The sequence below is a fragment of the Streptomyces sp. NPDC048415 genome (assembly GCF_040651675.1).
Lineage (GTDB): Bacteria > Actinomycetota > Actinomycetes > Streptomycetales > Streptomycetaceae > Streptomyces.
On the sequence record NZ_JBEZKJ010000069.1, the window covers coordinates 26,895 to 43,903 of the forward strand.

The 17,009-nt window shown below is 71.4% G+C and carries 12 protein-coding genes and 2 pseudogenes; 6 read left to right on the forward strand and 8 right to left on the reverse strand.

The window, feature by feature from the left end; translation table 11 throughout:
- Nucleotides 1-5 precede the first annotated feature (5 nt).
- The 4 genes from AB0D27_RS32815 to AB0D27_RS32830 all read right to left on the reverse strand — a co-directional run bounded on the left by AB0D27_RS32815 (nt 6) and on the right by AB0D27_RS32830 (nt 4,423).
- Nucleotides 6-779, reverse strand: a complete 774-nt coding sequence (locus tag AB0D27_RS32815) for an isocitrate lyase/phosphoenolpyruvate mutase family protein (protein ID WP_362515981.1) — start codon at nt 777-779, stop codon at nt 6-8.
- Nucleotides 776-1,234 (reverse strand): hypothetical protein, encoded by a 459-nt coding sequence (locus tag AB0D27_RS32820; protein ID WP_362515983.1) that lies wholly within the window; start codon nt 1,232-1,234, stop codon nt 776-778. The genes AB0D27_RS32815 and AB0D27_RS32820 overlap by 4 nt, the downstream gene beginning before the upstream one ends.
- 370 nt (nt 1,235-1,604) lie before the next feature.
- On the reverse strand, nt 1,605-3,311 hold the full coding sequence (locus tag AB0D27_RS32825) for a DUF2264 domain-containing protein (RefSeq protein WP_362515985.1): 1,707 nt from the start codon (nt 3,309-3,311) through the stop codon (nt 1,605-1,607).
- A gap of 68 nt (nt 3,312-3,379) precedes the next feature.
- Entirely contained in the window at nt 3,380-4,423 is a 1,044-nt protein-coding gene (locus AB0D27_RS32830) for a rhamnogalacturonan acetylesterase (protein ID WP_362515986.1), read from the reverse strand.
- 189 nt (nt 4,424-4,612) lie between these two features.
- On the opposite strand from AB0D27_RS32830, the gene AB0D27_RS32835 reads away from it, so the two are divergent.
- Entirely contained in the window at nt 4,613-6,289 is a 1,677-nt protein-coding gene (locus tag AB0D27_RS32835) for a rhamnogalacturonan lyase B N-terminal domain-containing protein (protein ID WP_362515988.1), read from the forward strand.
- A gap of 62 nt (nt 6,290-6,351) precedes the next feature.
- Here AB0D27_RS32835 and AB0D27_RS32840 read toward each other — a convergent pair whose 3' ends face one another.
- Together AB0D27_RS32840 and AB0D27_RS32845 are read right to left on the reverse strand one after the other, a co-directional pair.
- The gene (locus AB0D27_RS32840) at nt 6,352-7,761 is read right to left on the reverse strand and encodes an RICIN domain-containing protein (protein ID WP_362515990.1); all 1,410 of its coding nucleotides are present in this window, start codon (nt 7,759-7,761) and stop codon (nt 6,352-6,354) included.
- Nucleotides 7,762-7,914: 153 nt separating this feature from the next.
- Nucleotides 7,915-8,829 carry a LysR family transcriptional regulator gene (locus AB0D27_RS32845; protein WP_362515992.1) on the reverse strand — a complete coding sequence of 305 codons (915 nt, stop codon included), beginning with the start codon at nt 8,827-8,829 and terminating at the stop codon, nt 7,915-7,917.
- Between the two features lie 94 nt (nt 8,830-8,923).
- Here AB0D27_RS32845 and AB0D27_RS32850 point away from each other — a divergent pair, with 94 nt between their 5' ends.
- From AB0D27_RS32850 to AB0D27_RS32865, 4 genes and pseudogenes are all read left to right on the forward strand, one after another.
- The gene (locus AB0D27_RS32850; RefSeq protein WP_362515993.1) at nt 8,924-9,751 is read left to right on the forward strand and encodes an oxidoreductase; all 828 of its coding nucleotides are present in this window, start codon (nt 8,924-8,926) and stop codon (nt 9,749-9,751) included.
- A gap of 666 nt (nt 9,752-10,417) precedes the next feature.
- Nucleotides 10,418-12,511: an autotransporter gene (locus tag AB0D27_RS32855; RefSeq protein WP_362515995.1), complete on the forward strand. Its 2,094-nt coding sequence runs from the start codon at nt 10,418-10,420 to the stop codon at nt 12,509-12,511.
- Between the two features lie 162 nt (nt 12,512-12,673).
- Nucleotides 12,674-13,600: a homocysteine S-methyltransferase gene (gene mmuM, locus AB0D27_RS32860; RefSeq protein ID WP_362515997.1), complete on the forward strand. Its 927-nt coding sequence runs from the start codon at nt 12,674-12,676 to the stop codon at nt 13,598-13,600.
- Nucleotides 13,601-13,638: 38 nt separating this feature from the next.
- A pseudogene (locus AB0D27_RS32865) lies at nt 13,639-13,872 on the forward strand (substrate-binding domain-containing protein); the annotation flags it as partial.
- Nucleotides 13,873-14,160: 288 nt separating this feature from the next.
- On the opposite strand, the gene AB0D27_RS32870 reads toward AB0D27_RS32865, so the two are convergent.
- Nucleotides 14,161-15,774, reverse strand: a complete 1,614-nt coding sequence (locus tag AB0D27_RS32870) for a carboxylesterase family protein (RefSeq protein ID WP_362515999.1) — start codon at nt 15,772-15,774, stop codon at nt 14,161-14,163.
- Nucleotides 15,775-15,912: 138 nt separating this feature from the next.
- On the opposite strand from AB0D27_RS32870, the pseudogene AB0D27_RS32875 reads away from it, so the two are divergent.
- Nucleotides 15,913-16,227, forward strand: a pseudogene (locus AB0D27_RS32875) (substrate-binding domain-containing protein); the annotation flags it as partial.
- Here AB0D27_RS32875 and AB0D27_RS32880 read toward each other — a convergent pair.
- A complete protein-coding gene (locus AB0D27_RS32880; RefSeq protein ID WP_362516000.1) occupies nt 16,224-16,877 on the reverse strand; it encodes a ThuA domain-containing protein in 654 nt (217 codons plus the stop codon). The pseudogene AB0D27_RS32875 and the gene AB0D27_RS32880 overlap by 4 nt on opposite strands.
- Nucleotides 16,878-17,009: the final 132 nt, after the last annotated feature.

Sequence of the window (17,009 nt, forward strand, 5' to 3'; positions counted from 1 at the left end):
TGGTGCTAGGGCTGGGGGCTCTGTGCGCTGAGCGCCTGCACGTCGTCGTACGTCGGCGTGTTGCCCCCGGACGGCCGTCCGTCCCGGATGTCGGCCACCGTGTCCAGGACCGCGCCGAGCGCGCGGCGGTAGAGGAGCGAGCCGAGGCTGACCCTGCGTACGCCGAGGTCGCCGAGGTGCGCGACGGTCGGCCCCGCGGGTGAGTAGAGGATGTTGAGCGGGACGTCGAGGGTCTTCAGCAGAGCGGAGATCCGGGCCGGGTCGGTGAGGCCGGGGACGAACACACCGTCGGCGCCCGCCTGTTGGTAGGCGTCGAGGCGGCGGACGGTCTCCCGCTCGTCTCCGTCGCCGAGCCAGTGGGTGTCGGTCCGGGCGTTGACGAAGAGGTCCGGTACGGCCGACTTCACGGCGGCGATCTTCGCGGCGTGCAGCTCGGCGGAGCCGAGGCCGTCCTCCAGGTTGATGCCGACGGCTCCGGCGTCGGCCAGCTCGCGCGCCCACTCGGCAACTTCGTGCGGATCTTGGCTGAAGCCGTCCTCCGCGTCGACGGACAGGAGGTAGAGACCTGTGCCGAGCCGCCGGACCAGGCTCAGTGTCAGGTCCCTGGTCGCCGCCTCGCCGTCCGGCAGACCCGCGGCGGCCGCCACGCCCAGGCTCGTCGTGCCGATCGCCTTGAACCCTTGGGCGGCGAGAAGCGCCGCGGAGGCATGGTCCCAGGCGTTGGGCAGGAGGAGGGGTGTCTCGGTGTGATGCAGTGCGGCGAATTCTCGCGTGCTCATGCGAGCCTCCCGACGGCGTCGGCGTAGTACGTCGATCCTTGCAGGTGCAGGGCCAGTTCCCGAAACGTCCACCCCTCCCCCGGAGAGTCGTCGAGCTGCTCCTCGGTGAGCGCGCCGAGCCGGTTCGCCCAGGTCCGGGCGAGCCGGGTGAGACGGCTACGCGCCTCGTCGAGGTCCTCCCGCGTGAACGGCGCGAGATCCGCCTGCGTGGTGATCGCCGACGCGTGCCAGTGGTCGGGCACCGGCTGCTCGCCCACCATCCGGGCCTCCAACCCGGCCAAGTGGTCGATCAGATGGTCGGCGACGCGACGGATCGCCTTGTGCGGGGTGTGGACGCGGTCGTCGACGTGGAAGGGATTGCCGTCCCAGGCGGTCCAGGTTGCCGCCAGGTCGAGGACATGGTCCACCATGGCGACGACGGCCGCGTCCGGGCGTCCCTGCGAGGAGTCGTTCATAGCCGCAACGCTAGGCGCGCAACACTTCGGCGCCCGCCGAAACGTCTCCGACGGCAACCCCGGCAGCTGAGGCGTCTCCGACGGCAACCCCGGCGGCTGAAGCGTCCTCGGCGGCAACCGCCGGCCGGCCGCAGTGTCACCGACGACCGGCTCCTGTTCTCCTAGGAGTCCCTGAAGCACGCCAAGTGCGGGGACGGCACCTGCACCGGCACCTTCGCGGGCACGCATCTGCGTCTCATCTACTGGAACGGTGCATTCCAGAGCGCGGACATGGTCGTCCAGGCCTACATCTCCGGTGACATCGCCGCTCTCCCGGACGGCTCTTTGACCTGGGCCTACGCCCCTGTCAGCCCGTCCTGCACCAGCGCGCTCACAGGGGCCTCACCGACCACGACGACGCTGCGGATCGCCCGTCTGACGCACTGAACAGGAAGCGCGCCGCCGGACCCGACGCCCAGCTCACGCTCAGCTCGTACGCTCCCTCCACCTTCACGGACACCAGCTCCTTGAGGGGAAGGGGGTCCGGTTCGGCGGTGAGTCGGGCCAGGGCGACGAAGAGGCCGGCGCCATCGCCTGTCACCTCCGTCGAGCCCAATGGCCCGTGCACCGGGAGGAGTTCGGAGCGTACGTGGTCACTCGCCGCCCAGCCCGTGACGCGCACCGGTGTCCCGGGTGCCGCTCCCGCCACCAGATGAGCGCGCACCTCCACCGCGCCCCGCGCGACGACGAGGCTGGTGACGTGAATGCCCGCGGCCACCGTGTGGCGGGAGGCCACCCATCCCTCGCCCGCACCGAGCGGCTCGATGTCGGTGCGGCCGGCGTCGTCACCCACGATCACGCTGTTGTCGTACGACTCCGACGGCCACGTCACCGTCGAGTAGGCGAGCCGTGTGTAGTACGGGTCGTAGCGGGCGTCCTCGCTGCCGTGGTTGTGGAGGCGGACCAGTCCGTCCGAACGGGTCGACTGCAGGAGCCAGTTGGGCGGGCCGACGGGCGTGACGGCGTCGGCGCGTTCCGTCGGGCCCACTTCCTCGGGCGCCGTCCACACCTCGTGGTCCGGCGGCAGGAGCAGACCGAGGAAGGCCTTGCTGGCCCAGTACGGGGAGGCGGGGCCCGAATAGCCTTGCAGGAGTGCCTCGTCGGGGCCGTGCCAGCCGAGGGTGAGCAGGCCGTCTTCGTCGAGCGCGCCCCGGTCGAGGAAGTAGCGCAGGGCACCGGAGGCGAGCCGTCGGGTCTCGCCCGGGGACAGCGGCGTACGGCCGGTGAGCGCGCCGAGCCACAGCGGGGAGGTGGTGGCGAAGCGGTAGGTGAGGGAGCGGCCCTGGAGCATCGGCGCGCCGTCGCCGCCGAAGAGGCGGGCGTAGTCGGCGAGATGGGCTTCCAGTCTGCCGCCGTACAGGTCGAGCAGGCGGCTGTCGTCGGCCAGCCACGCGTGCAGCACCGGATACAGGTGCATGGCCCAGCCGTTGTAGTAGTCGAAGGCTCGGCCTGGGCCGTCGGTGTACCAGCCGTCGCCGACGTACCACTGCTCGATGCGCTCCAGACCCCGGTCGATCGCGGCGCCCGACGCCTCGCGCTCATACCCGATCTCCTGGAGGAATCCGCCGACCGTCACCGGGAACAACTCCCAGTTGCAGGGCCAGGGTTCGGCCGTCAGCGCGTCGCCGAGCCACTGCGCGGCCCGCTGCCGGACGCCGTCGTCGAGGCGGTCCCACAGCAGCGGCCGGGTCAGCCGCAGCGCGAGGGCGATCGACGCGGCCTCGACGAGCGGCTGGCTGCGGTGCTCGACTCGGGGCCACACCCCGGCGGTTCCGGCGGCGAGGCCGTCCGCGTACCGCTCCAGGACCTTCTCGTCGCGACGGAAGGCGGCCAGCAGCAGCGTGCGGGCGTAGCCCTCAAGGCCGTCGGAGAGCCTGCCGGACCAGCTCGTGTGCTCGCCCGGGAGGTGGTAGAGCGCGCCGCCGTCGGTGGCGTACGGGGCGACCGCGGAGAGCAGGGAGTCGGCGACCGCCTCCCAGTGGGCGCGCGTGTAGCCGGTGTACGGGCTCAGTGTCGGGTCGTCGGGGGGCAGGTCCATCGGTGGTTCCGTTCCTTCCAGCGCGCAGGCCTGGGGCGCCCCGGTTCCGGTCGGGACGCCCCAGGAGTTCATCCCACCCGCACCAGGCCTTCCGGCACCAGATGCTGGGCGACGAGTTCGTCACGGACCAGACCCGCGTACACCGTCGCTCCGTGCACCGAGGTGTGCGTGTTGTCCCGCTTCTCGTTGTAGAGGTAGAGCGCCTTGGAGCCTTCGACGCCCAGGGATTCGACGAGCGCCTTGGTCTGGGCGGTGAGGTCGATCAGCGGCACGTCCTCCGCCGCCGCGACCGAGCGGATCACGGCCGGATGGTCGACGCCGAGGCCGTTGACCAGCAGCGCGGTGTTGTTGTTCAGGGTGCCGTCGGAGTTGAACCAGCGTCGCACGATGGGCGTCACGAGCACCGGGCGGCCGCCCTTCTCCCGGATGCCTGTCACCAGTGTCTCCAGGTTGGCCCGGTAGGTCGCCTCGTCGGTCGTCTTGTCGTTGTGGGCGAGCTGGACCAGGACCAGGTCGCCGGGGCGGGTCAGCGGCTGGACGGTGGCCCACAGCTGCGGGTTCGCCAGATAGGTGACCGTGCTCTCGCCGGAGTCGGCGTAGTTGGCGACGGACACGCCCTTGCGCAGGTACTGCGGCAGCTGCTGGCCCCAGCCGGAGTACGGGTCGCCGGGCTGGTCGCAGACCGTGGAGTCGCCGACGAGGAAGAGCTGACGGGTGTGCCGGGCGGGGGTGACCTCGATGTCGGCGAGTGCGGGTGCCGAGCCGCCGATCACCAGGTCGAGTCCGGGCGATCCCTCGGCACCGGTGGGCTCACCCTCGGGGGTGCGGACGTTCACGGTGAAGCCGCGGGCGACCCGCTCGCCCGCTCCGGCGATGGTCTCGGGGAGCAGGGATCGCCGGGTCTCGCCGCCGACGCTCGTGCTCGACTGGGCGTCGCCGCCGAGGAGCACCTTCACGTCGTACGTGCCGGGCGGGACGTCGAAGTGGCAGGCGGTGCCGGTGCAGTTGTCGATGCCGAGCGTGCGCTGCCGGTCATGGGCCTGGGCGGGTACGGCCGACAGGGCGGTGCTCAACGCGACCGCCGCCAGCAGGGCGGTGTTGAAACGTCTCACGTGGGGCTCCTCCGTCACGGACAAGGCCTGGCCGCTGGACCGTACCGCTATGGGCAAGCGCTTTCTAGCCCTCGAGCCGTTTTCACATGAATGCCAACTACCAGAGAGCGAAAGCCCTTTCGCGAAATCGATTCAACTGTCACGCTGCGAGACACCCGCACCCCCACACCTCCCGAAGGAGGCACCCCCATGTCCGGATCCGTCCCCAGACCGGTCCGCCGCCGCACCTTCGTACTCGGCAGTGCCGCCGCGGCCGGTTCCGCCGCCCTCGCCGGTCCCCTCGCGACGACGGCGAGCGCGGCGAGCTTCGGCTACACGGACGACGGTTCGAACTACGTCATCGACACCGGCGCGAACCTGGTCTTCAAGGTCAGCAAGACCAACGGCGACCTCACCTCGCTGGTCTACCGCGGAACCGAGTACCAGGGCTACGGCGGCAAGAACTCGCACGTCGAGTCGGGCCTCGGCACCTCCACCGTGACGATCGCGCAGTCCGGTTCGACGATCCTCGTCTCCGTCTCGTACGGCACGCTGAGGCACTACTACGCCGCCCGCAGCGGCGAGAACAACGTCTACCTGTGGACCAACAAGGCCGATGCGTCGGTCTCGGCCACCCGCTACATCGTGCGCGTCAAGGCGGGCCTGTTCCTCAACGACGAGCCCGACTCCTACACCTACGCGCCCACCACCATCGAGTCCGCCGACGTGTTCGCGAAGTCCGACGGCCAGACCCGCTCCAAGCACTACTCGAAGCTCCGCGTCAGCGACTACGCCTACATCGGCTGGACCACCGGCAGCGTCGGCCTGTGGATCGTGCGCAGCAACCACGAGAAGGCCTCCGGCGGCCCGTTCTACCGCTCCCTGCTGCGGCACCAGAGCGCGGACGGCGGCGGCCTGTACGAGATCCTCTACTACGGCGAGAACCAGACCGAGGCCCAGCGCTTCGGCCTTCAGGGCCCCTACGTCATCGCCTTCACGGACGGTGGCGCGCCCTCCTCGTCCCTCTACCCGGGCACCCTGACCACCTCGTGGGCGGACTCGCTCGGCATCTCCGGGTACGTCGCCGCGAGCGGCCGGGGCAAGGTCGCGGGCGTCGGCATCTCGGGCCGCGACACGTCGCGGGCGTACACCGTCGGGCTCGCCAACTCGGCTGCTCAGTACTGGGCTTCCGCCCGAGCGACCGACGGCTACTACTCCATCGCCGGCGTCCTTCCGGGGACGTACACCCTCACCGTCTTCAAGGGCGAACTCGCCGTGTACACCACCTCGGTGACGGTCACGGCGGGCGCCACGACCACCCTGAACACGATCGCGATCCCGTCCTCCAACGATCCGGGCAACGCGAGCGCGATCTGGCGGATCGGCACCTGGGACGGCACGCCGAGCGGCTTCAAGAACGCGGACCTGATGACGTACGCCCATCCCTCCGACATCCGGGCCGCGTCGTGGACCGGGAACGTGGTGATCGGCAGCGGCAGCGAGACCTCGGCCTTCCCGGCATACATCTGGAAGGACGTCAACAGCGGGCTGCTGGTGTACTTCAAGCTGACCGCCGCCCAGGCCGCCGCCGCGCACACCCTGCGCATCGGGGTGACGACGGCGTACGCGAACGGCCGGCCGCAGGTCACGGTCAACAGCTGGGTGTCGTCGATCCCTTCGCCGCCCACACAGCCCAGCACCCGGTCTCTGACAGTCGGCTCGTACCGGGGCAACAACCACACGTTCACGTACAGCGTTCCGGCCAGTGCGTGGCTCACCGACACCAGCCAGTACAACGTGCTGAAGATCGACGTGGTCAGCGGCTCGGGCACGACGAGCTACCTCAGCGCGGGCACGTCGATCGACGCGATCGACCTGCTGGCCTGAACTCCGCTGCCCGGCACCCTGGAGGTGGTGCCGGGCAGCGTGCGTCGTACTGAGCGCTTGGCTCATGTCCCGCGGGTCCACTGCTGGTTGGTGCCTGAATTGCAGGTGTACGTGATGATCGCGGCGGAGTTGGCGGTGGACGCGCCGGACACGTCCAGGCACTTGCCGCTCGCGCGGGACGTGACGTTGACGTAGGAGCCGGTGGTGGTGAGCGACCACTGCTGGTTGGTGGCCGAGCCGCAGTTCTCCTGGGTGACCGTGGCGGAGTTCTCCTGCACGCACAGGGAGCTGTTCCTGACCATCAGCTGGTAGTAGCCGCTGCCGACGGACTTGAACCAGTACTTCTGGTTGTTGCCGCCGTTGCAGTCGTACTGCTTGATCACGGCGCCCGGCCACAGCGACTGACTGGTCACGTCGGCGCACTTGGCGGAGTGCCGCGCGATCAGCGTGTTGTACGTGGCACTCGTCCCGCTGATCGTCCCGGCGGCCGTGTCGATCGTGACCTCCGGAGACCAGGACATCGACATCGTGGTCGAGGTCGGGAAGGTCAACGGCAGCCATACGTAACGGGAGTCGTTGACGGTGCCGCCGAAGGAGTTGCCCCAGCGGTCGCCCAAGTAGAGATACGAGGTGCCCGAAGTCCCCTGCACAGGAAGGACGTACGCGGTCTGCGAGCCGTACGCCGTCGAGTCGCCGACATTCGTCATGGCGGTCCAGGGACCGGCGATGCTCGTGGCGGTCGCGTACTGCTGCTGGTTCGGGTTCCAGCCGGTCGCCGCCGACGTCAGCATGAAGTACACCCCGCCCCGCTTGAAGAGGGCGGGCGCTTCGCGGTGGCCGCCGTGCCACGGGTCGGCGACCAGGCCCTCGATGCCCGTGTAGTCGGCGGTGAGCTTGTAGATCTGGAGGTCGTAGTTCTCGCGGGCGGCGGAGGCCATGTAGCCCGTGCCGTCCGTGTCGACGAAGACCGTGATGTCACGGGACATGTACTGGCCGAGCGGCTGGAAGCTGCCCTGGTAGGTGTAGTGGCCGTCCACCGTGTCCGACACGGCTACGGCGGCGCGCGCCTCGCTGTAGTCGGTGCCGTTCTCCTTGTGCATCCACATCACGAACTTGCCGGTGGACGCGTTGTACATGACCTTCGGGCGCTCGATGTTGGCACTCGCCAACTCGCTCGCGCTGGACTGGCTCAGGACGTGATTGCGGAACTCCCAGTTCTTCAGGTCGGTGGAGCGGTAGGCGTCCACGTACTGGAAGGTGTTGTCGGCGTTGCGGTGCTCGCCGAACCAGTAGTAGTAGCTGCCGACCTTGATGACGCCGCCGCCGTGCGCGTGCACGGCGACACCCGAAGTGTCCGTGAACTGGGTGCCGTTGGTGATGGTCTGGGGCGCGGCCTGGGCGGGTCCTGCCAGCGCGAGAGCGCCGGCGCACGCGAGACAGAGGGCGAGGAGGACCGCGTACACACGTCTCATCTCAGGCACTCTCCTTCAGAGTCGTGGCAACAGGAGTTTCACGTTCGACATCTCGTACGGCATCTGCCATACCGAACGTCGAAAAGGTAAGGGTGCGTTACGAGGAGGTCAACGGGTCGGACGAGACCGACAACTTCCCGGAGAGCGGGCGATTCAGCCGGAGCGGCGGCCCGCGGCCAGCCGGGCCGCTTCCGCGTAGGCCCGCACCAGCGGGCGCCGGTCGTCCGCGTGCCACGCCAGGGCGAACCGGCTCGGCGAGATGCCCCGCACCGGGCGGGTGACGACACCACCCCGGGTGAGCAGGGGCGCGTTGCCCGCGGCGAGCAGACAGACGCCTCTGCCGTCCACCAGGGCCTCGTACGTCTCGTCGGCGTTGGCGGCCTCCGCGCCGATGCGCGCCGGGCGTCCGGCGCGGGCGCGGGCGTCGAGGGCGAGCCAGTAGTCACGCAGCACACCGGCGGACCGGGGGATGGCGATGAAGGGTTCGTCGAGGAGGTCCCCGAAGTCGATCTCCTGCCGGGGCGCGAGGTGATGGGTGTCCGGCAGCGCGACATGGCGCGGCTCCTCGGCCACCACCACCCACGCGTAGCGCCCCTCGTCCGGCACCGGCAGCCAGACGAACGCCGCGTCCACGGAGCCGTCCGCGAGCCCGGCGCTCGGGTCCGCCCAACTCACCTGCCGCAGCTCGACCTTGGCCGCCGGGCATGCCTCGCTGAACCGGGACCTGATGGCCGGCAGCAGACCTCCGCGCCCGGGGCTCGTGCTCATCCCGACGACGAGGGTGGCCCGCTGCTCGGCCTTGGCCCGTGCCACGGCATCGGAGGCGGCGTCCCAGTCGGCGAGCACGCGGCGCGCGTACGGCAGCAGGGCCGAGCCGACCGCGGTCAGCCGCACGCCCTGCCGGTCCCGCTCGAACAGCTGCGCGCCCAACTGCTTCTCCAGCGCCCGGATCTGTTTGCTCAGCGCGGGCTGGGAGACGAAGAGACGCTCCGCGGCACGCGTGAAGTGCAGGTCTTCGGCGACCGCGACGAAATAGCGCAGGTCCCGCCCGTGAACGTCCAAGGCCATAACCATTGGTTATCACGAAGGGTCTTGGACGGGCGACCCGGTGTGCGGCGAAGCTCGACACATCGGGATCAGGACACGCACGAGGGAGTCGGACATGAGCAAGGTATGGCTGGTCACCGGCGCGAACAGCGGTTTCGGCCGGGCGTTCGCAGAAGCGGCCGTCGCGGCGGGCGACGTCGTGGTCGCCACGGCCCGCAGGCCCGAGGCGCTGACCGATCTGGTGGCGGCCCACCCCGACCAGGTCGAGGCACTCACCCTCGACGTCACGGACCCGGCGGGCATCGACACCGTCGTGGCCGATGTGGTCGAGCGGCACGGGCGGATCGACGTCCTGGTCAACAACGCGGGCCGTACCCATGTCGGCGCCGCCGAGGAGACCACGGACGCCGAGCTGCGGTCCCTGTTCGACCTGCACTTCTTCGGGCCCGCCGCCCTGGTGCGCGCCGTCCTTCCGCACATGCGGGAACGGCGCTCGGGCGCGATCGTCCAGATGAGCAGCATGGGCGGGCAGATGACGTACCCGGGGTTCTCCGCGTACTGCGCCACCAAGTTCGCGCTCGAGGGGTTCTCGGACGCGCTGGCTGCCGAGGCCGCCCCGCTCGGTATCAAGGTGCTGATCGTGGAGCCGGGCTCGTTTCGCACGAACCTGCTGGGCGGCGCCACCGCGAGCGAGGAGATCGCCGACTACGCGGACACGGTCGGCCCGACCCGCCAGGCCGTCGCCGGCGGTGACGGCGACCAGCCCGGCAACCCGGCGAGGGGCGTCGCGGCGGTACTGACCGCCCTCGCCGCCGAGAAGACCCCCCTGCGGCTGCCACTCGGCGACGACGGCGTCGACGCCGTGGTCGGTCACCTCGACGCACAGCGCGCGGAGATCACCGCGTGGGAGAAGGTGGCGCGGGAGACGGGGTTCGAGGGGTGAGGGTGGGGCGGAGGGTGACGCGGGTGCGGCGGTGAAGCGGAACGCGGCGGGTGCAGCCGCGGCCGACGACCCGGGCTGCTGGGCGGGGCACCCGGCTCCTCGAGGCGTACGGCTTCCCCACGGCGTACGGCTCCTCCGCCACGGGTGCGGCGGTGACGCGGAACGCGGCGCGTGCGGCCGACGAGCCGGGCCGCTGGGCGGGGCGCCCGGCTCCCCGCGGCGTACGGCTTCCCGCGGCGCTTCCCCGCGGCTTACGGCTCCTCCGCGACCTCCCGCTTCTCCGGGACGCCTGGCATCTCGTCGGCGTGCACCTGCCCCCGGCATCTGGCCCCGCTCGGCCTCCCGCCTCTCCGGGACGCCCAGCATCTCCACGGCGTGCACCTACCCCCGGCATCTGGTCCCGCTCGGCCTCCCGCCCCTTCGCAGCGCCCGGCATCTCCACGGCGTACGGCGCCCCCGGCGTACGGCGCCCCCGGCGTACGGCTCCCCCGGCGTACGGCTCCGCCGCGGCGGAGCGGCTCTCCGTGGGCTTCCGCTCCTCCGGGACGTCCGGGTTTTCCGCGGCGCGGAGTGGAGCCCGGGTCGCGAGAGGCTGGTCCGTGGCCGGTCGGGCGAGAGCGTGCCGAAGTTTCTGTTATCGGCGGGCGTGCGGACCGTCTCCGACACGTGCGCAGCCATATCGACCACAAGTCAGCGGCCGCCGCCGGAGTCCTCGCGGCGGTCGCCCTCATGCTCACCACGCCCCCCGCGACGGCCGCCGGGACCCGGGACGTCACGGCCGACGTGCTCGCAGGCCGGGACGTGACGCTCACCGGAGACACGGCGGTGACCGTGCCGGCCGGGACGACGACGTACGACGGGATGTTCCATGGCGAGGGCACCCTCACGGTGCGCGGCGGCGGGACGCTGATCCTGACCAAGGACAGCGATTTCACGCTGCCCAGGGCCCGGCAGCGGCAGACCGTGCGGACGCAGGGCGGCAACCACCCGTACACGACGGTCGCCAACCCCGATCCGCCTGCGGTGACCGTGCAGCGGGGCGCGACCCTGCAGTACGGCGCGGGCGGCGGCACCGGCCTCATCGGCCACTTCCCGTACAGCACACCGGGCTACCAGCTCAACCAGCTGAACGTCCGGGTCGACGGCACGCTGCGCCTGTCGCTGACCCGTACCTTCAACATCGGCACGATCAGCGGCTCGGGCCTCGTCACCCAGCCCCGCAACATGTGGGGCACCCTCGACCTGGCCGGAACCCACCCCTTTTCCGGGGTGATCGACAACGGTACGGGCATGGCGGTGGGCCGCCCCGAGTACCCGGTGGCGCTCCCGAACGCCCGCGCCATCCTCAACCAGGGCTCCTGGATCATCGACACCCCGCTGTACCAGACGATCACGATTCGCCAGAACTTCTACCAGCGTGAGTACGGCAGTGACATCAACGTCCATACGCGGCCCGGCAGCAAGGTGGTCCTCACCGGCCAGTACAGCTACAGCGACCAGGGCGGCGACACCAGCCCCTCGCTCAGCGACCCAGGCATCAACTGGCGCGAGATCGCCCATGACCTGAACAAGCGGGGCACCAACATCGAGGGCGCGAACGTCCAATGGGGCGACGGCACGACCCACAAGATCTTCATGCCGGGCACCAAGGACACCGTCTACATCAACCTCCACGAGGCGAGCGGACGCCGCTCGCGGCTGACGTTCGCCTACAACGGGCCGGTCACACTGGGCGCCCCCATCGGCGGCGGCAAGTACCACGACACGCTGGCCGCGCCCGGCGCCGGGGACGTCGTGATCAAGGGGACGCGCGGCAACGACGTCACCTTCGCGGCCCAGCAGTACTACGACGGGTCGACCACCATCGAGAAGGGAGCCGTGCTGCGGCTGGGCTCGGGCGAACGGGGCGGCGACGGCTCGCTGATGACGGGTACGGCACGCCGGCGGGTGGTGAACGACGGCACGCTGGTCGTCCGCAACACCACAACTCCCCTGACCCTCTCCCGTGTTGGCGGCAGCGGTGGGCTCACCCAGTCGGGCGCTGCGACCACGACGCTGTCGGGCGGCGAGGTGACGTACACCGGGGCGACGACCGTCACGAAGGGCACGCTCGCCCTGACCGCGGGCGCCTCGCTCGCGCACAGCAGGGCGATCCGGCTCACCTCGGCCGGGGCGCGGCTCGACGCCGGTACGGCAGCCCTGCGGGTGTCCACCTCGCTCACCGGCAAGGGCACGGTAGGGGGCTTTGTGGTGAGCGACGGCGAGGTCGCCGGCGCCCTCACGGTGACCGGCGGCTACACGCAGCACGCCAAGGGCACACTGGTCCTCGGCGACAAGCCCCTGAAGGCGGGTGGCACGGTCCGCCTGGCCGGCGACCTCGACCTGTCGGCCGCCGGAACCGACCCCGCGCGTGAGATCACGGTGCTCGACCACACCGGCCACGCGAAGACGACCGGCGCCTTCACCGGCCTGAGAGAGGGCGCCGAGATCAAGCTCGCCGACACGACGTACCGGATCAGCTATCGCGGCGGCGACGGCAACGACGTGACTCTGAAGGCCGTGTCGAAGCACCGGTCGACAACTCCGTCCGCCTCCGCAGCCCCCTCCGTGAAACGCACCGCGGCGCTCAACACCGCTGCTGGCACGCACAGTTGGTGGCCACTGGCGCTCGCGCCGCTCGTGGCCGCACTCGCCGTCCCGCTGGTCCGGCGCAGGCGCACGCGCCGACGCGCCGGACGGCGACACGCGGCTCCCCGGTGACGGCCGGGGCGGGAGTGCGGGGGGCCGCAATGGAAGGCGAGGGTGGGTGATCGGACGTGGAAGGAGCGGGATCATATCCCGTGCGTGTCCCACATCGTGGGCTCAATGTTCACGTGATGGACAGAAAAAGGCGCTGTCGCCCGCATCGACTAGCGTCAGGACATGACCAGCACCACCACCCGCACCCTCGCCGACGCCCTGTCCGCCGGCCCGGTCGTCCTCGACGGCGGCATGTCCAACCAGCTGGAATCGGCCGGGCACGACCTGAGCGACGAGCTGTGGTCCGCGCGGCTGCTCGCGGAGCGGCCCGAGGCGATCGTCGAGGCGCATCTCGCCTACTTCGAGGCGGGCGCGGATGTGGCGATCACGTCCAGCTACCAGGCGACCTTCGAGGGCTTCGCCAAGCGCGGCATCCCGCACGACAAGGCGTCCGAACTCCTCGGGCGGAGCGTCGAGTTGGCGCGGGAGGCCGCCCGGCGCGCGCACGCGAAGGGCGTCGCACGGCCGCTGTGGGTGGCCGCGTCGGTCGGGCCGTACGGGGCGATGCTCGCGGACGGGTCCGAGTACCGGGGGCGGTACGGACTGAGTGTCGAGGAACTGGAGCGGTTCCACCGGCCGCGCCTGGAGGTGCTGGCCGCCGCCGCGCCGGACGCGCTGGCCCTGGAGACGGTGCCGGACGCCGACGAGGCGCGGGCGCTGCTGCGTGTCGTGCGGGGGCTGGGGGTGCCGGCGTGGCTGTCGTACACCGTCGAGGGTGACCGTACGCGGGCCGGGCAGCCTCTGGAGGAGGCCTTCGCCCTGGCCGCCGACGCGGACGAGATCATCGCGGTCGGTGTGAACTGCTGTGCTCCTCAGGACGTGGACGGAGCGATCGCCACCGCCGCGCGCGTCACCGGCAAGCCGGTCGTCGTCTACCCGAACAGCGGGGAACGGTGGGACGCCGGGGCCCGGGCCTGGGCCGGCCGCTCCACCTTCACCGCGGAGCAGGTGCGGGGCTGGCAGCAGGCGGGTGCCCGCCTCGTCGGGGGATGCTGCCGGGTCGGACCGGAGGCGATCACGGGCGTGGCACAGACGCTGCGGCCCGCGTGAGCGCCGGGTCTTCCTCGCTCCCGCCGCCCCTACCCGTAGCGGGCCTGCGCGTCCCGGACGACGTCTCCCTCGCGGGCTACGACGACATCCCGTTCGCCCGCGATCTCCACCCGCCGCTCACCACGGTCCACGTGCCCTACGAGGAGCTCGGCCGCCTCGCCGTCCGCACCGCCCTCGGCCGCACCCCGGACGCCCCGAACGAACACCTCCTGCTGGGCACGCATGTGGTCGTGCGTGACTCGGTGGCGCGACGGGAGGACGGCGGGCGGTGAGCCGCCCGGCTCACCCCGCCGCCCTCACCGTCCGCGCCGTCCGACGGCTTGGATTCCGGGCTCATCCGGCGATGTTGAACCTGTGCCGGCCGCCGGCCTCGCTCCCGGCCATCACGTCGTACGCCGCCGGGGGTCGCTGGGACGCTCATCGGTCAGTGGGTGGCCGACTCGTTCTGGCTGGGCGCCCCGTGGCGCAGGGGCACTTCGTCGAGGGCATGGCTTCGTCGAGCGCATGGCTTCGACGGCGCTGAAGGGCTGCCGCCGCTCATCCCCGCCTCGACGACGTCGTCACGGCCGACCGGCACCGCCGGCGCGACGCAAGCGCCGTACGGCGGACAGCGGTGCCGTGCGCGTGGGCGGACCGGTGGGCGGGCGCACCGCCGGGGTGGACTCCGCAGCGCCGACGGGTTTGGCCGACTCCGCCTCCCACAGGGCGAGTTCGCGGTCGCGTGGGCCGTGGACGGTGTGCGGTTCACCGGCGCCGAAGACCCGGACCGGGTGGGAGGCGTCCCAGGCGGCCCACCCGGGGTCGCCGTCGACCGCGAACCGTACCCACGCGCTGTGCATCGCGTCGGCGAGTTCCCGCGGGGCGCCCTCCCCGGCGAGTTTTGCCGACTCCGGTACGTCGGCGGTGTCGAAGACGAAGCCCAGTTCCAGGCCGTGGCAGGCACCGAGGTCCGGTACGTTCGACGGCCACGCGAACTCGTAGACGTATGCCGGGGACTCGCCGCCTCGCGCGTCGGCCAGGCGGTGCAGTGGGACGCGCAGCACGTGATCGGTGACCATCTGGCCGACGAGTTCCGCGGTTCCCGTGTCCGGGTGGAGGGCGCGGTAGCCGCGGGGCACCTCGTGGCCGCAGCGGCAGCGGGCCATGGCACCGGCCAGCGCGACCGGGCCGAGCCGGTCGACGCGCTCCAGCAGACCGCCCGGCACCAGCCACAGCCGGTACTCCTCGCTGGTCCAGCCGAGGAGGAGGCCGACATCCGGCGCGGCGCCCTCGACGAGCGCCCGTAACGGGTCGCGCGGCACCAGGTCCCCGTCCACGACGATGCCGAAGGCGGGACCGCCGAGGACCGGGCTGCTGAGTCTGCTCACCTCGGCCTGGGTGCGCAGAAGCAGTTCGCGGTCGACGGCGGAGAATGCCTCGGCCGTCGCCGGGACCTTCAGCCGGGTGGCCATCCTGCGGACCATGCGGCGCACCTTGTCACGGTCGCTCACCTCGGGCGGCCCGCTCTGCAGCACGGCCCGGTGGAAGAGGCCCCGGGCGCGTGGGGCGGCCAGCAGCGCGCCGATGCTGATGGCTCCGGCGGACTCGCCGAAGACGGTGACGCTGCCCGGGTCGCCGCCGAACCGCGCGATGGACTCGCGCACCCACTCCAGCGCGGCGAGCTGGTCGCGCAGCCCCGGGTTGGCGGGCGCGTCCGGGAAGAGGCCGTAACCCTCCACTCCCAGGCGGTAGTTGAGGGAGACGAGGACCACGCCGTCGCGGGCGAACGCGCGTCCGTCGTAGACGGGCACGGCCGAGGAGCCCCGGGTCAGCGCCCCGCCGTGGATCCACACCATGACGGGGAGCCGGGCACCCGGGTCCGGCTCCGGCGTCCACACGTTCAGATTGAGGCAGTCGTCGCCGGGCACGACGGGGTCGGACAGGAGCCGGGCGAACGCCTCGGAGTACGGCGGCTTGGGCGGAGTCGGCCCGAAGGCGCCCGCGTCGCGCACACCGTCCCAGGGCTCGGGCGGCACCGGTGGCCGGAAGCGGCGGGGCCCGAACGGCGGTGCCGCGTACGGGATGCCACGGAAGACGGCGATCCCGTTCTCGTACCGGCCGCGCACCGCTCCGTAGGGGGTGGCGACCACCGGGTCCTTCGTCCGATCAACCGGGTCCACCGCGTCCACCGCCATCCGGCCACCAGCTCCCCACCGCTCCGAAGCGTTCACATCAGAGCATCACATCACCTCCCGGTATTCCTGCGGACATGCCTATTTGGCGTACAGCAACGTGCCGAAACCGGTCTGGTCGAAGCCTCCGCTGGTCGAGCCGTAGTCGACCTCCCTGAACCGCCCACCGCCGTCTTCGTCTGCTCGGACAAGATGGCACTCGGCGCCTACCAGGCCCTGGCCGAAAGGGAGCTGAGCGTCCCGGACGACTTCAGCGTGGTCGGTTTCGACGACCTCCCCGAGTCCCGCTGGGCCACTCCGGCACTCACCACCGTGCGCCAGCCGCTCTCCGAGATGGCGGCGGCGGCCCTGCGGCTGCTCGTCCGGATGATGGCGGGCGACCAGCCGGAGGGTACGCGCACGGAGCTGTCGACCCGCCTGGTGGAGCGGTCGAGCACGGGCCCGGTACCCGGCTAGTGCCCCACCGCCCAGGTGATGCCGCCGAGCAGATGCGCACGGAAGGCCGGGTCCTCGTACGCCTGGGAGGCGTGCCCGAGCGCGGTGTAGAACACCCGGCCCCTGCCCTGTTCCCGGCACCACACCAGCGGATGATCCTCGCCCATGCCGCCGCCCTCGTACGAGGATTCGTCGGCGGAGACGAGCACGCGCACCGCACCGCGGGGGCTGGCCCGGAAGTCGTACCACTCGTCCGTGAACTCCCAGAAGGGTGGCAGGTGTTCGGTTGCCGGATGCCGCCGGTCCTCGACGACGGCCCTACCGGGCTGACAGTCCGGGTGCCGGTCGAAGCGCGCCCCGAGCAACTCGCCGTAGTACGGCCAGTCGTACTCGGTACAGGCGGCGGCATGCACCCCGACGAACCCGCCACCGCCCTCGACGTACTCCGCGAGCCGCTCGCGTCCCTGCGGCGTCAGCACCTCCCCGCTGGTGGAAAGGAAGACGACCGCCGCGTACGCATCGAGCGGCGCCTCGAAGACCCCGGGATCCTCGCCGGCGTCGACGCCGAAGCCGTGTGCCGCCCCGAGGGACCGTACGGCGGCGACGGCGTCGGGGATGGAGGCGTGCCGGTAGGCGGCGGTGCGGGTGTACACGACAACGCGAGGGCTCATGGCCCCCAGCGTATTTCCGGGGCCGGCCGAGCCCCAGCAGGGGCAAGATTCAGCCCCTCCGGCGTTTGAGGCCCGGGGCAAGATTCAGCCCCTCCGGCGTTTGAGGAGCGGGGGTCCAGGGGGCAGCGCCCC